Raw genomic sequence first — 13,341 nt, forward strand, 5'->3', positions numbered from 1 at the left:
CGCGACGAGATCCGTCCACGGCATGAAGAGGACGCCGACACATGTACGAGCGCGAGCACGCCGAGCGCCCGGGTCCGGGGCCCGGTCGCGGATGCGTCGACTGGGTCGACGCGATGGCCGACGATGCCCGGGCGGCGGGGCAGGAGCCGGACGTGCGGCTCGACGGCATCCTGCGGCGGAGCGCCGCGCGCGTGCCCGACCGCACGGCCCTCGTCGGGGTCGGCGGGCGCTGGACCCACGCCGAGCTCGACGCCGAGGTCGACCTCGTCGCGCGCGGCCTCGCCGCATCCGGCGTCCTCCCGGGCGACCGGATCCTCCTGCAGCTCGCCGACGGCGCCGCCTTCCTCATCGCGTGGTGCGCGCTCGTGCGCGCGGGAGCCGTGCCCGTGCACGCCATGCCGGGCCACCGGCTCATGGAGCTCGCGCACCTCGCGGCCGGCAGCGGCGCGCGCGGCCTGGTCCTCGCGGAGCGCGTCGGCCGCGACGACGGCCGTGACCTCGCGGCCGGGGTGCGCGCGGCCTGCCCCGGGCTCGACCTCGTGATCCTGCACGGGTCCCGCCGCGTGGACGGCGCGCTGACCTGGGAGGAGGTCCGCGACCGGGGGCGCACGCCGGAGGGCGCCGTCGCCGCACCCGGATCGCGGCTCGACCCGATCGCGCCCGACGGCGCGCCCCGGCTCGGGCTCCTCCTGCACTCGGGCGGCACCACGGGCCTGCCCAAGCTCATCCCGCGCCACCACGCGGAGTACTCCTACAACGCGTGGGCGGCGGCGCGGGCGTCCGGCGTCGGTCCCGACGCGGTGCTGCTCGCCGTGCTGCCCGTGGCCTTCAACTTCACGCTCGCGTGCCCCGGCGCGCTCGGCGTCCTCGACGCGGGTGGCACCGTCGTGATCGCGCCCGACCCCGATCCCGCGACGGCCTTCGCGCTCGTCGCCCGCGAGCGCGTGACCCACGTCGCCCTGACCCCCACGCTGGCGCGGGCGTGGATCGACGAGGCCGCGCACGCGACCGCGGACCTCTCGAGCCTCCGCGTCGTCCAGGTCGGCGGCGCCCGGCTCGACGACGTCACGGCGTGCGCCCTGGAACCCGCGCTCGGGGCGACGCTCCAGCAGGTCTACGGGATGGCCGAGGGGCTCGTCTGCATGACCGGCCTCGGCGATCCGCCCGAGCTGCGCTGGAGCACGCAGGGACGCCCGATCAGCCCGGACGACCTGATCCGCCTGCGCGCCGCCGACGGCTCCCTCGCGGCCGACGGCGAGGCGGGCGAGCTGGAGACCCGCGGGCCGTGCACCCTCCGCGGCTACCACGCGGCCCCCGACGCGGACGCGACGGCCTTCACGCCCGACGGCTTCTACCGCACCGGCGACGTCGTGCGGCGGCTCCCGTCGGGGCACCTCGTCGTCACGGGACGCGCGAAGGACCAGGTGAACCGCGGCGGCGAGAAGTACGCGGCGGCGGAGGTCGAGCGATACCTGCTGGCGCTGCCGTCCGTGCGCGCGGCGGCCGTGGTGCCGGTGCCGGATCCCGACCTCGGCGAACGCGCCGTCGCGGTCATCGCCTGCGCGGGTCCCGCTCCCGATCGCCGCGCGGTCGTCGCGCACCTCCGCTCTCTGGGGGTCGCGGCCTACAAGCACCCGGATCGCGTGGTCGTGCTGCCCGAGCTGCCGCTCACCGCCGTGGGCAAGATCGACAAGGGCGAGGTCGCGGCGCTGCTCGCCGCGGGCGCGCACCACGAGGTCGACGGGGACACCCGTGCTTGACGCGATCCTCCCCGCCGGGGCCGTCCTGGCGGAGGAGCGCGGTCCCGCCGGCGAGCACGCGATGCACCCGGCCGAGGCGGGCGCCGTGGCCCGGGCGGTGCCGTCGCGTCGGCGCGAGTTCGCCGCCACCCGGGCCTGCGCGCGCACCGCCCTCGCCGCGCTCGTCGCGGAGGCCGCGCGCGGGGGCGGCGCCTCCCGGGCCGCGGCCGACGCCCCCGGCTCGTCGCCCGTCGCGATCCCGAAGGGCCGGGGCGGCGATCCCGTCTGGCCGCGCGGCGTGGTCGGCAGCCTCACGCACTGCGCGGGGTACCGGGCCGCCGTCGTCGCGGGCATCGACGCGCTGCGCACCATCGGGATCGACGCCGAGCCGCACGCGCCCCTGCCCCGGGAGGCCAGGGACATCGTCGGCCTCGCGGGCGAGCTGCATCCGCATCCGCCGCTCGGCGCCGGAGTCCACGCGGACTGCGTGCTCTTCAGCGCCAAGGAGTCCGTGGGCAAGGCGCACTTCGCCCGCTACCGCGAGTGGCTCGGCTTCGCGGACCTCCACGTGACGCTCCACCCCGACGGCGCCTTCACGGCGCGCCGGTCCGCGCCCGGCCCCATACCGTTCCCCGCCTACCGCGGCGGATGGTGCGTCACCGAGGGCCTCGTCCTCACGTGCGCGTGGCTCGCCGTCCCCCGCATCCCGTCCGCCGTCGCCCGCCCCGCCTGAAGGAGACCCCATGCCCGCAGCCCCCGTGACCCGCGTAGCCGAGCTCCGGATCACCCGCGACCCGCTCGGCGCCGTCGCCGACCTCGCGCGGGCCTTCCGCGACGAGCCGCACGTGATCCTCGAGGAGGCGGGGCGGTTCTCCTGCGCGATCGGCGCGTGGGCCGAGGTCGTGGTCGACCGGCGGGTCGTCCGCCTGCGCGTCCGGGGCGAGGCGGAGGTGGTCGTGCCGTGGCGGGATCGGCCCCTGCGCGTGGTCGACCGCCTGCTCGCGGGCCTCGGCCCCGACCGCGGGCGCGCCTACGGCACCGCGTGCTTCGAGCTGGCGCGCGCGCACGCCGGCATGCCGGTGGCCGCGGAGGCGGGGGAGCTCCTGCACGTGATCCTGCCGCGCACGGAGGTGGTCATCGCCGACGGCCTCGCGACCGTCCGCTCGGGGGACGCGCGGGAGGCGGCGGAGGTCGCGCGGATCCTGGGCGCGGCCGAGCCCGCGCCGTCGCCGTCGCCCGAGCCCCACCCCTGCCCCGCACCCGACCGCCCCGGCGTCGTCGATCCCGAGGAGGGCCGCGCGCGCTACCTCGCCGCGGTCGCGTCGGGCATCGCCGCGATCCACGCGGGGGAGCTGCAGAAGGTCGTCGTGTCGCGCCGGGTGCCCGTCACGGGCGAGGTGGACCTGCCCGCCACCTTCGTGCGCGGACGCCGGGCCAACACGCCCGCCCGCTCCTACCTGCTCGGCCTCGGCGGGATCGAGGCGGTGGGCTTCAGCCCCGAGATCGTCGTCGCGGTGGACGCGCGGGGCACCGTGCGCACCCAGCCGCTCGCCGGCACGCGGGCGCTCGTCGCCGACCTGATCGAGTCGCGGCGGCTGCGCGAGGAGCTCCTGTCGGACGCGAAGGAGATCCACGAGCACGCCATCTCGGTGAAGCTCGCGGTCGAGGAGATGGCACCCGTGTGCCGCCCGGGCAGCGTGCGCGTCGAGGAGTTCATGGTGGTGGAGGAGCGTGGCACGGTGCAGCACCTGGGATCCCGGGTGGCGGGCGAGCTCGCCGACGGCCTCACCTGCTGGGACGCGCTGGCCGCGCTGTTCCCGGCCGTCACCGCGTCGGGCGTCCCCAAGCGCGCCGCGTTCGACCTCATCCGCCGACTGGAGGGGCACGACCGCGGCCTCTACGCCGGCGCGGTCCTCCAGATCGAACCGGACGGAGCGCTCGACGCGGCCCTGGTGCTGCGGACGCTGTTCCGGCGCGGCGAGGCCACGTGGCTGCAGGCGGGCGCGGGCGTCGTGGGGGCATCGTCTCCGGCGCGCGAGCTCGAGGAGACGCGCGAGAAGCTGGCGAGCATCGCGGACCACGTGGTGCGCGCTCGCGAACCCGGCCGCGCGGCGCATGCGTCGGCGTCGGTGGATGCGGGCGCGAGCGCGGGTGAGCCCGGCGTCAGCGCGCGCGCCCCGCGCGGAGCCGCCGCCGGCCGGTGACGGCGCCGCGGCTCAGACCCCGCCGCCCCCGCCACCTCCGCCGCCGCCGCCGGAGGTCGCGCCTCCCGTGGATCCGCCGCTCGAGCTCGAGCCGGAGTACGTCCCGTGCATGCTCGACGACACCGACCCGAGGCTCGCCGCGAACACGGCGGGCGAGAACGGCGTCTGCCCGGCGTACCAGCCCGGCCGGTCCCGCGCGTGCTCGTAGCGGCGGCCGAGCTCGTCGGCCCACTCCTCCTCCTGGCCGGACATCGCGGCGTACGGCAGCAGCTCCTCGGTGAGGCGCAGCGCGTCGCGGTCGTCGCGCGGGAGGTCCCGCCGCTCGGCGCCCTCGGGCGACTGCAGCATGCGGATCCGGTCGGCCTCGGCCAGCCGGATGAACTCGCGGAGCCCCGCGAGGTGGTCGCGGAGGGCCATGCCGCGCTCGGTGAGCGGGTGCTTCACCAGCGCCAGGATCGTCACCGCCGTCGCGAGCACGCCCGCGACGAGGAACGCGATCACGACCGGCCCGCCGTACGCGTCCACCAGCGACAGCACGGCGAAGACGACCGCGGCGACCATGCCGAGCGACGCGGCGACCAGCAGCAGCGCGATCGTGCCCGTCGGCAGCGGCTTCCGGAGGCCGTCCGCGACCGTGCGCTTCGTGACGGCGGCCATCAGCTCGCGGATCCGCGCGGTCGCCTTCGCGTCGGTACGCGCCAGGTCCTTCACGGCCCCCATGCCCGCGCCGTCGCCGAAGACGGCCGCCACGAAGCGCCGCTCGTCGGGGTCGGTGACGCGCGACGGATCCACGAGCTCCAGCGAGTACGTCGGCTTCTCCCGGCCGCCGTCCCGCTCTAGGATCCGCACCGCCCCGCGCACCGCGAGGTCGAGTAGGAGCGCGGTGGTCGCGCGCGCCGCGTTCCCCGAGATGACGGAGGAGACCAGCACGCCGACGCCCTCGGGCGGGTCGTACTGGGCGACGATCGTGCCGCGGCCGGGCGCGTCCGACAGGCGCCGGCGTCGCAGCACGAGGGCGCCCGCGGCGGCGGCCAGCGCCAGCAGCGCGCCCGCGAGCGACAGGCTCGGCCAGGGCGCGGCGAGGAACGACGAGTCCCGCGGCGTGAACGTCCCGGGCTCGAACCCGATGCTGAAGCTCAGGTTCTCGCGCGGACCGAGGCCCTCCGCGGTGGCCGTGAAGCCGGCGTCCGTGCGCTGCATGTCCGCCGGGCCGTCAGCGCCCGCGGGGCCGGCCGCCGCGTCCGCCCCGCCGGTCAGCCGCGGGAGGAGCCCGGGCGCGATCTCGACGGTCGCCGTCACCCGCCCGAACGGCTGCGCCCAGCCGAGCCCGTTGACGTCCCAGTAGAACTCGTCGGCCGCCGTGTCCGCGTACGCGCGGGTCACGTCGTGCTGCTCGTACTCGATGACGTAGGTCTGCTCGCCGCGCACGTACGCGTCGTCGTCGGCGATGGTGAGCACGAGCGCGCCGTCGTCCGAGTCGGAGTCGAACCCACGCGGGACGCCCTCGCCGTCGGTCACGGACAGCACGCGGATGCCCGTCGGGTGGCCGTCGTAGTCGCGCACGAGCTCGCGGCGGATCCCGCGGTTCTGGTCCCGGTCGGGGAACTCCGCCACGAGCGTCTCGGTGGTGCGGAGCACCGAGCGGCCGTCCGCGTCCGCCGACAGCCGGTAGACGGCGTCGAACGACCGGAAGGAGAAGTCGTCCACGTCGGCGTGCGCCGGGGCGGCGAGGCCGAGCGGGATGGCGAGCGCTGTCAGCAGCGCGGCGACGACCGCGAGGCGGATCCGGGCGGCGCGGCCGGCGCGGATCCCCGCGCGCTCACGCACCGGTCGCTCCCGTGCTCGTGCCGGGCGCGGATCCGTGCCCCGCGTCGACCAGCCGCCACTCGGCGACGAAGTCGCGGACGCTCCGGGTCTCGAGGTCGAGCCGCACGCGCTGCAGCAGCCGGTCCGCCTCGTCGAGGTCGCCGGCGTCCGTGCGCATGACCTCGCGGCCCGTGTCGATCCGGCGGACGACGAGCTGCGCCTCCCGGCCGAGACCGCCGAGGTCCCCGCCCAAGCCCACGGCCGTGAGCGCGACGGTGCTGATCGCGCGCACCGCCCGTCGCACGGGCCGGCGCGGGCCGGCGTCCAGCAGCGCCTCGAGGACCTCGGCGGCAGCGGCCTCGTCCCGGCCGCCCTCGTCCCGGCCGCCCTCGTCCCCCGTGCCGGATGCGTCAGCGCTCGTCATCGTGCTCCCCTCGCGCGGCCCCCGCCGCTCTCGGAGTCAACCACGGGATCCGGCCGCCAGCAGGGCCGCGGCGTCGGCGGCGAGGCCCGCGTAGGCCGACTGCCTCTCGAGCCCCGACGCCTCGCGCGCCGCGGCCTGCACGACCACGGTCCACGTGTCGTCCCCGCGATCGACGAGGTAGGAGAGCGCGAGCGTGCCCACCGAGCTGCCGCCCTTGAACGCCACGTGGTCGAAGCGCGCCGGCTCGGGCAGGCCCGGGTTCGCTCCGAGGATCCCGCGCACGGGCTCCCCGGCGGGCGTCGCCGCCAGCTCGGCGAGGCGCAGGTGCGCGCGGGCGATGTCGTCCGGGGTCGCGAACCAGTCGGCGCCCTCGGTCCAGACGACGTCCGTGACCGCGGTGACCGGTACGTCGACGACGCCGCCCGGCAGCGCCTCGAGGAGCGCGCGCCGCTCGGCCGCGTCGCCGTCCGCCCACCGGGCGCGGAGCGCGCCGTCGTCCTGCCAGCCGATGCGGAAGAGGTCGCGCGTCGTCATGAGCGGCACGTTCCGCGGCGGATCCGAGTGGCCGAGGTCCACGAGCGCCGCCTCGACGGCCTCCCGCCCGACCGCCTGGATGAGCATGTCGGTGGCCGTGTTGTCGCTGATGGCGATCATCTTCTCGGCGGTGTCGCGGACGCTGACGACGGTGCCGGTCGGGGCGTCCTGCAGCTCGCCGGAGGGGAGGCTGCGCACGTCGTCGGTCACGGTGAGCGGGTCGTCCCAGCCGATGCGGCCCTCCTCGACCGCCTGCACGAGCGCGCCGAGCACGTAGAGCTTCACGATGGATCCGATGGGCCGCGCGTCGGTCGCGGCGACGCCGTCGGGCAGCACCTCGAGGATCCGCTCGCCCAGCTCCCCGCCGGATGCGCGAGTGACCGTGAGCGACACGTCGCCGCCGAGCGCGGCGGCCTGCTCCTCCAGCTCCGCCCAGCTCGTCGCGGGCTCGCGGTCGCCCTCGGGCTCGCCGAAGAACAGGCCCTCGATGAGCCCGGCGTCGTCGACCGCGACCGTCATGTCGAAGGTGCCGCCCGCCTCGCTCGCGATGGTGGTGACGGACTGCCCGCCCTGCTCCTCGTGCGCGGTCGCCGTCCACGGGCGGCCGGCGCGCACCTGCTCGAGCACGGCCGCGAGGTCCTCCGCCGACGCCGCGTCGAGCATCACCTGCGCGAGGCGCTCGCCGGTCCCCTGGACGGGCACCGGCTCCTCGGCGTTGACCGTGTCGAGCAGCCACTGCGCCTGCTGGCCGACGGCCGAACCCGGCAGGATCACGGGCTCGGCGACGGGCGCCGACGTCGCGGGATCCGCGGGGGACGCCGCGCACGCGGTCGTCAGGGCGGTCACGGCGGCGATCGCGAGGGCGATCGCGGTGCGCGTGCGACGGCGCGGGCGGGATGGACGGGTCGGTCGGAGCGGGGACGCAGGCATGCGTCCATCCGACAGGAACGGGGCCGCCCGGGCGTCCCCCAGGAGGGGGAATCGTCCGGGCGGCCCCGTGGGTCGCGTCGTACCCGGGTCTGATCAGCCGCGCGGCTCGACCCGGCTCTGGCCCGCGTCGCGACCGGAGACGACGTTCGTGTCGATGCCGATCGCGCCGTCGCCCGTGCCGATCGTGTGCTCGAGGATCTGGTCGAACGCCCAGTTCTCCGGGATCTTGACGCCCAGGTTCGCGCCCCAGCCGGTGGACATGTCGGCCACGTAGCTGAGCTCGGTGAGGTGCGCGGCGGCGAGGGTGCGGCAGATGCGGCGGCCGGCGTAGACGCCCACGCGGTAGGCGCTGCCGCGGCGCTTCAGCTCCGCGTGGATCCCGCGGAAGTACGGCTCGAGGTACGTCTCGACCTCGTCGCCCGTCGCGTCGAAGTCGACCGCGTAGTAGATGGGCGTGCCCGGCAGGAAGCCGAGGCGGCGGGCCGCATCGTCGGCCCGGCCGGCCGCCCGCACACCGAGGTCGTACGAGAAGTACGTGGTGTCGGTCCCGCCCTCCTGGAAGATCGGGAAGACCTTGAGGCCGCCCGCGAAGATCGCGTCGAGCTCGCCGTCCTGGATGCGCTTCTCCAGCGGGTCGGGGATGTCGGAGTTCGTGAGGTAGCGCCCGACGATGGTGTAGCCGGCGTCCTTCAGCGTTTTGGCGCGCTCGGCGGTGATGACGGTGATGCCGTCGGCCGCGTTGCCCGGCCGCGTCGGGTCGCCGTTGCTCGCGAGGAGCGCCGCCCACGTGCGGTAGTCGCCGAGGCCGGTCTCGGGGAGCGCCACCGTGCGCTGGAACTGGGAGATGCGCACGCCCTGCTCGGCGGAGAAGGTGCCGTCGACCGGCCCGTCCCACGTGCTCATGACCACGAGCGACGCCTGGAGCAGGTGCACGAGGTAGCCGGTGGTGTCGGCGGATCCCACGGTGAGGGTCGCCTGCTTCTGGAGCGTCGTGCGGGTGAGCGGGCCCATCACGCCGTTGGCGGTGGCCTCGTCGATGCCCATCTCCAGCTGGAGCGCGTGGATGAGGGCCTTGTGGGAGTCGCCGGTCCACACGCCGTCGGTGGTGACGGCGGGGAAGCCCGTGCGGGCGCCGTAGCGCGCGACGAGCTGCTCCTGGATGTCGCGGACGACCGGGCGGCCGTTCGACGCGAGCGGGACCTCGGGGATCGGGGTCGCGGGGGTCGTGGCCTCGTCGGCGTGCGCGGGACCCGCGGCGACGAGGGCGACGGGGACGGCGGCGAGTGCGCCGCCCAGGACGGAGCGTCGGGACAGGACGGAGCGTCGGGCCTGGTTCATCGGTGTGCCTCCCATGCCGGACCACCGATCAGACCGCCCGCGTTGCGGGCGACGAGTCCGGGGGACGGCGGTCTGCGATTGTCCGACGGCCTGATGGCGACGCGTGGTGCCGCCGGGCCGAGCGGGCGTGAACGGCCACCGTACGTGAGACCTGTCCGCGAGGCCGCCCGGCGTCCACAGGAGGAGCCGGGCGGTGCGGTGCGCGTCAGCCGTCGGAGGGCGCCGATGCCGCGGGGCCGGTCGGCCCGTCGGATCCGCCGTCGCCGGTGCCCCGGTCGCCCGGGCGCATGCGGTCGCGCGCGTGGTGCAGCGTGTCCGACGGCACGGGCGGCACGCCGCGCGACAGCCGCGCGATGCCGACACGCACGACGACCGCGGTGGCGATCCCGAAGAGCGCCAGCGTGATGAGCGTCGCCGCCCACAGCGGCAGCGCGAGCAGCAGGAGCGCCACGATCACCGCGGCGAGGAGCCCCAGCGAGACGAGGGCGAGCGCCACGCCCGCGCCGAGCATGATGGCGCCCGAGCGGGCGGACCGGGCGCGCTCGCCGATCTCGCGCTTCGCGGAGTCGATCTCGGCGCGCACCGCGCGGAGCAGGGGGTCGATGGCCTTCTGGGCGAAGGATCCGCCCAGCCAGCCGCCGCGGGAGGAGCTGTCGTCGTCGGTCATGGTGCGTCTCTTCTCTCGTGCATGGGTGGCAGACGACCGCCCCGGCGCGGATCGCGAGAGGATCCGTGCCGGGGCGGCCACGGGATGGATCAGGCCAGGCGGGTCTCGCTCGACATGCTCGAGCGGAGGCCGCCGGTGATCTGGATGACGACCGGCACCTCGGTGCCGAGCACCGCGTCGAGCCGGGTCACGGCCTCGTCGACCGTGCGGCGGACCGCGACGGGCGAGACGCCGCGGCGGGCGACCGCGGTGACGCGCAGCGTGGTGGCGTGCGCCACGTCGAACGCCGTGACGTCGACGGACACGATCGCGGAGTCGTCGCGGAGGGCGTCCCCGAGCAGCTGCTCGGCGACCTTCGCGTCGATGACGACGGATCCGCCGGTGGGGGTGGACGCGTCGCGACCGCCCTCGAGGCGCACGAGCGTCCCGGTGCGGCCATGCCCCTGGCGGAGCGCGAACCACGCGAGGACCACGATGAGGACGAGCGCCACGAGGGCGACGACCCAGAGGATCCACGGCTGCTCGCCGGAGAGCGCGTCGGCGACGGGCTGCTTCGCGTCGGAGGCGGCGCCGGAGACCGTCGACTGCACGTCGGGCAGCAGGCTGCCCGCGCCGAGCGCGACGCCCGCGGCGATCAGGACGAGCCCGACGACGATGACGAGGAGGCGGTTCAGCGCCCTGTTCGTGCTGGTCATGAGCCCACCTTCCCGTCCTTCGCGAGCGTCACCTTGGCGGTGAGCTTCGGCGTGTAGTCGTACCCGTCGAGCTCGGCGCGGACGGCCTGCTCGATGGTGGCCTTGTCCGGCGTGTACCCCGAGGAGGGCGTGAGCCGCACGAGCACCTGGCGCTTCGAGACGGAGACGTCGACCTGGTCGGGCGACACCTCGCCCGCGTAGCTCGCCGTGAGGGCGACCGAGCGGGCGATGACGCGGTCGTCGACGACGGCCGCCGTGCGTCCCACGCTGCCGCCGCGGCGTCCGCGACTGCCGGGCGTGATGCCCACGATGACGAGGACGAGCCCGACGATCGCGACGACGACGCCGATCGCGACGAGCGCGCCGGCCGGGGCCGACGCGGCGTCGAGCGTGGCCGACGCGAGGTCGGCGGGCGCGAGCAGCAGCGGCGCGGTGCCGACGGCCGCGAGGACCGACTCGGTTCCGAGCCAGGCGAGCACGAGGATCAGCAGCACGGCGAGCGTGATGGCGATCCCGGCGCGCGACGAGTGCGTCTCCCGCCGCACGAGGCGGCGGTAGGTGCTGTCGGTGCTCATGAGACCCTCCTGCGTTCCTGGATGCGCGCGCCCGTGATCCGGAGGTCGACCCGGCCCACGGTGGATCCCGTGAGGCCGAGCACGCGCTCGCGGACCTCGGTCTGCGCTGCGGTGAGGCGCTCCACCAGCGACCCCTCGCGGACCGGTCGGTCCGAGAGGGCGGGGACGCGGATGGGCGTGCGCGCCTCGACGGTGAGCTTGCCGCCGGCGTCCGTCAGCGTGACGGAGACGTCGCCGGCCGGCACCTCGAGGGCGTCCGCCGTGACGGCGGACACCACCCGGCGCACCGCGCGTGACGTGATCGTGGTGCGGCCGCGGGTCGCCTGCGACGCGGTGCCGGGCGTCCCGGGGGCCGCGATCGCGGAGCTCACGACGACCGGCGCCCGCGGAGGGCGTCGGCGAGGCCGCGGACGTCCAGCTTGCCCTCGAGGACGCGGCCGACGCCGAAGCCCACGGCCATGAAGATCAGGACGAGGAGGAAGCCGCCGAAGCCGAACGCGAGCCCGGAGAGCGCGAGGACCGCGCCGACGAGGAGGCCCGTGACGGTGGGGGTCACTGGACGCGCTTCTCGGCCGCGTCGTCGTCGGACGACTTGTCGGACGGGAGGTTCACGTCGGTGATCGTGACGTTGACCTCGGTGACCTCCATGCCGACGACCTGGTCGATGGCGTCGGTGATGGCGGAGCGCACGTCGTCGGCGACCTGCTGCAGGTCGACCGGGTACTCGGCGATGAGCGTGACGTCGACGGCGACCTGGGTCTCGCCGACCTCGACGGAGATGCCCTGGCCGCGGTCCTGCTGGCCGATGACGTTGCGGATCGCGCCGACGGCACGGGCCGCGCCGTTGCCGAGGTCGTGCACGCCGGCCACCTGGCGGGCCGCGATGCCGGCGACCTTCTCGATGACGCCGTCGGCGATGGTGTTCTTGCCGCCGGTGGTCCCGGTGCCGGTGACGCCGGTGGACGCGGACGTGGGGGTGATGCTCGACATGGTGTCTCTCTCTCGTGGTGGTCGGACGGTGGTGGTGGTGCTGCTGCGTGGCGCGGATCCGAGGGTGCCTCGCGATCCCGCCTCGTCATTCAGACGCATGGACCGGGTGGTTCGGCACGCGGTTCAGGCGACTCCCAGGGAGGGGGATCACCGCTTCGTCTGCCGGACACGGCCGGGGGCGGGAGCGGATACCGCCTGGCGCCCCTCAGCCGCGCAGCGTCGCGCTCGGCAGCTCGCCGAAGCGCTCCGAGTAGGACGCGGCGAACCGGCCGAGGTGGCCGAAGCCCCACTGCTCGGCGACCGCCCGCACGGTGGTCGTGGTGGGCGACGCGTCGCGCAGCTCGGCGTGCACGCGGTCGAGCCGGATCCCGCGGAGCAGCGCGCTCGGGGTCGTGTCCTCGTGGCGCCGCACGGCGAGCTGGAGCACGCGCGTGCTGATCCCCGCGGCCCGGGCCGCGTCCGCCGGCGTGATGGGCCGGTCGGCGTGGTGGTGCAGGTACTCGATGGCGGCGCGGACGGCGCTCATGCGCGGTGCCCGCATCTCCGCGCTGAACGGCACGTCGTGCCACGGGAACAGCTCGAGGGTGGCGCGCGCGACGAGGAGGCCGGCCTGCATCCGCAGCAGCGGGCTCGACGTGGCGTCCTGCAGCACGGGGCTGGCCTCGCCGACGGCGTGGCGCCAGGCGGTGGTCTGCTCGGGCGACGGCGGACGGGTGTGGTCGAAGACGAGGGGGCGCGATCGGCCCTCGTGCAGCTCCGCGGCGGTCTCCTCGAGGAAGGTCGCGTCGATGTGCACGAGGTTCTGCACGGCCGGCTCCGAGCGGAAGCTGAAGGACCGGCCGGAGGGCAGGAGGAAGGGGCGGGTCCCGCTGGAGCGGACCTCGTGCGAGCCGACGTCGACCGCGCCCGATCCCTCGCGCCACCAGGCGACGACGTAGTCGGGCAGCACGGGCAGGCGCCCCCAGTGCTCGGCCGGGAACACCGACGAGCGGAGCGTCACGTTCTCGTCGCCGACGAACGAGTAGCGGTACGAGAAGTCGCCCGGACCCTTCGCGGCGCGGAACTCGGTGCCCGGGAAGAGCGCGCCGTAGCGCGCGACGGCCTCGTCGATGTCCGTGCCGGCCATGTGGCCGCGGCGGAGCGCGGGGCTCGGGGACTCCGCGGCCCACTCCGCGAGATCCGCGTCCCGCTCGTCCGGCCGCCCGCCGCCCTCGTGGGGAGCGATGGTGTCGACGGTCGCGTCGGCGTCGTGCGCTCGGGCGGCAGGCGCCGACCGGGGGGTGCCCGGCAGGCCGATGCCGCCGGCGCGCTCGGGGTCGAGCGCGGGGAGCGCGTGCAGGGGAGACGACTCGCGATGGCGCCCGTCGGGCGCGGAAGCGGTGCTCATGGATCCTCCGTCCTGCGCGACCGGGATCCGATCGCGTGTCATGGAGTTGACG

General features: G+C 75.9%; 14 protein-coding genes. 3 read left to right on the top strand and 11 right to left on the bottom strand.

Features of this window, described 5'->3' with window-relative positions; genetic code table 11:
* The first annotated feature begins 41 nt into the window (after positions 1-41).
* The 3 genes from K0V08_RS12715 to K0V08_RS12725 are packed head-to-tail and all read left to right on the top strand — an operon-like array spanning position 42 to position 3,943.
* The gene (locus K0V08_RS12715) at positions 42-1,760 is read left to right on the top strand and encodes a (2,3-dihydroxybenzoyl)adenylate synthase (protein WP_079531163.1); all 1,719 of its coding nucleotides are present in this window, start codon (positions 42-44) and stop codon (positions 1,758-1,760) included.
* Complete coding sequence (locus tag K0V08_RS12720; RefSeq protein ID WP_079531166.1) at positions 1,753-2,472, top strand: 4'-phosphopantetheinyl transferase family protein; 720 nt, start codon at positions 1,753-1,755, stop codon at positions 2,470-2,472. Before K0V08_RS12715 ends, K0V08_RS12720 begins: the two co-directional genes overlap by 8 nt.
* A 10-nt stretch (positions 2,473-2,482) precedes the next feature.
* Entirely contained in the window at positions 2,483-3,943 is a 1,461-nt protein-coding gene (locus K0V08_RS12725; RefSeq protein WP_079531168.1) for a salicylate synthase, read from the top strand.
* A gap of 12 nt (positions 3,944-3,955) precedes the next feature.
* On the opposite strand, the gene K0V08_RS12730 is transcribed toward K0V08_RS12725, so the two are convergent.
* From K0V08_RS12730 to K0V08_RS12780, 11 genes are all read right to left on the bottom strand, one after another.
* Entirely contained in the window at positions 3,956-5,770 is a 1,815-nt protein-coding gene (locus K0V08_RS12730; RefSeq protein WP_079531170.1) for a DUF2207 domain-containing protein, read from the bottom strand.
* Complete coding sequence (locus K0V08_RS12735; RefSeq protein ID WP_079531173.1) at positions 5,763-6,173, bottom strand: hypothetical protein; 411 nt, start codon at positions 6,171-6,173, stop codon at positions 5,763-5,765. The genes K0V08_RS12730 and K0V08_RS12735 overlap by 8 nt, the downstream gene beginning before the upstream one ends.
* 36 nt (positions 6,174-6,209) lie before the next feature.
* Positions 6,210-7,637 carry a serine hydrolase gene (locus K0V08_RS12740; protein ID WP_174240015.1) on the bottom strand — a complete coding sequence of 476 codons (1,428 nt, stop codon included), beginning with the start codon at positions 7,635-7,637 and terminating at the stop codon, positions 6,210-6,212.
* Between the two features lie 93 nt (positions 7,638-7,730).
* The gene (locus K0V08_RS12745; protein ID WP_011931558.1) at positions 7,731-8,975 is read right to left on the bottom strand and encodes a glycoside hydrolase domain-containing protein; all 1,245 of its coding nucleotides are present in this window, start codon (positions 8,973-8,975) and stop codon (positions 7,731-7,733) included.
* Positions 8,976-9,180: 205 nt separating this feature from the next.
* Entirely contained in the window at positions 9,181-9,642 is a 462-nt protein-coding gene (locus K0V08_RS12750) for a phage holin family protein (protein WP_011931559.1), read from the bottom strand.
* An 89-nt stretch (positions 9,643-9,731) separates the two neighbouring features.
* Positions 9,732-10,337, bottom strand: a complete 606-nt coding sequence (locus K0V08_RS12755) for a hypothetical protein (protein ID WP_079531176.1) — start codon at positions 10,335-10,337, stop codon at positions 9,732-9,734.
* Positions 10,334-10,912 carry a hypothetical protein gene (locus K0V08_RS12760; protein WP_079531179.1) on the bottom strand — a complete coding sequence of 193 codons (579 nt, stop codon included), beginning with the start codon at positions 10,910-10,912 and terminating at the stop codon, positions 10,334-10,336. Before K0V08_RS12760 ends, K0V08_RS12755 begins: the two co-directional genes overlap by 4 nt.
* Positions 10,909-11,283 carry a hypothetical protein gene (locus K0V08_RS12765; RefSeq protein ID WP_011931562.1) on the bottom strand — a complete coding sequence of 125 codons (375 nt, stop codon included), beginning with the start codon at positions 11,281-11,283 and terminating at the stop codon, positions 10,909-10,911. Before K0V08_RS12765 ends, K0V08_RS12760 begins: the two co-directional genes overlap by 4 nt.
* A complete protein-coding gene (locus K0V08_RS12770) occupies positions 11,280-11,468 on the bottom strand; it encodes a DUF2273 domain-containing protein (protein WP_015489105.1) in 189 nt (62 codons plus the stop codon). The genes K0V08_RS12765 and K0V08_RS12770 overlap by 4 nt, the downstream gene beginning before the upstream one ends.
* The gene (locus K0V08_RS12775) at positions 11,465-11,902 is read right to left on the bottom strand and encodes an Asp23/Gls24 family envelope stress response protein (protein ID WP_011931563.1); all 438 of its coding nucleotides are present in this window, start codon (positions 11,900-11,902) and stop codon (positions 11,465-11,467) included. Before K0V08_RS12775 ends, K0V08_RS12770 begins: the two co-directional genes overlap by 4 nt.
* A 205-nt stretch (positions 11,903-12,107) precedes the next feature.
* Positions 12,108-13,289, bottom strand: a complete 1,182-nt coding sequence (locus K0V08_RS12780) for a helix-turn-helix transcriptional regulator (RefSeq protein ID WP_079531181.1) — start codon at positions 13,287-13,289, stop codon at positions 12,108-12,110.
* Between the last annotated feature and the right edge of the window lie 52 nt (positions 13,290-13,341).

Origin of the sequence: Clavibacter michiganensis (assembly GCF_021216655.1) — a bacterium.
Taxonomy (GTDB): Bacteria; Actinomycetota; Actinomycetes; order Actinomycetales; family Microbacteriaceae; genus Clavibacter; species Clavibacter michiganensis.

Coding starts and splice junctions, on each gene's coding strand:
- K0V08_RS12715 (WP_079531163.1), top strand. CDS start 42: ATGTACGAGCGCGAGCACGCCGAGCGCCCGGGTCCGGGGCCCGGTCGC.
- K0V08_RS12725 (WP_079531168.1), top strand. CDS start 2,483: ATGCCCGCAGCCCCCGTGACCCGCGTAGCCGAGCTCCGGATCACCCGC.
- K0V08_RS12735 (WP_079531173.1), bottom strand. CDS start 6,173: ATGACGAGCGCTGACGCATCCGGCACGGGGGACGAGGGCGGCCGGGAC.
- K0V08_RS12740 (WP_174240015.1), bottom strand. CDS start 7,637: ATGCCTGCGTCCCCGCTCCGACCGACCCGTCCATCCCGCCCGCGCCGT.
- K0V08_RS12745 (WP_011931558.1), bottom strand. CDS start 8,975: ATGAACCAGGCCCGACGCTCCGTCCTGTCCCGACGCTCCGTCCTGGGC.
- K0V08_RS12750 (WP_011931559.1), bottom strand. CDS start 9,642: ATGACCGACGACGACAGCTCCTCCCGCGGCGGCTGGCTGGGCGGATCC.
- K0V08_RS12755 (WP_079531176.1), bottom strand. CDS start 10,337: ATGACCAGCACGAACAGGGCGCTGAACCGCCTCCTCGTCATCGTCGTC.
- K0V08_RS12760 (WP_079531179.1), bottom strand. CDS start 10,912: ATGAGCACCGACAGCACCTACCGCCGCCTCGTGCGGCGGGAGACGCAC.
- K0V08_RS12775 (WP_011931563.1), bottom strand. CDS start 11,902: ATGTCGAGCATCACCCCCACGTCCGCGTCCACCGGCGTCACCGGCACC.
- K0V08_RS12780 (WP_079531181.1), bottom strand. CDS start 13,289: ATGAGCACCGCTTCCGCGCCCGACGGGCGCCATCGCGAGTCGTCTCCC.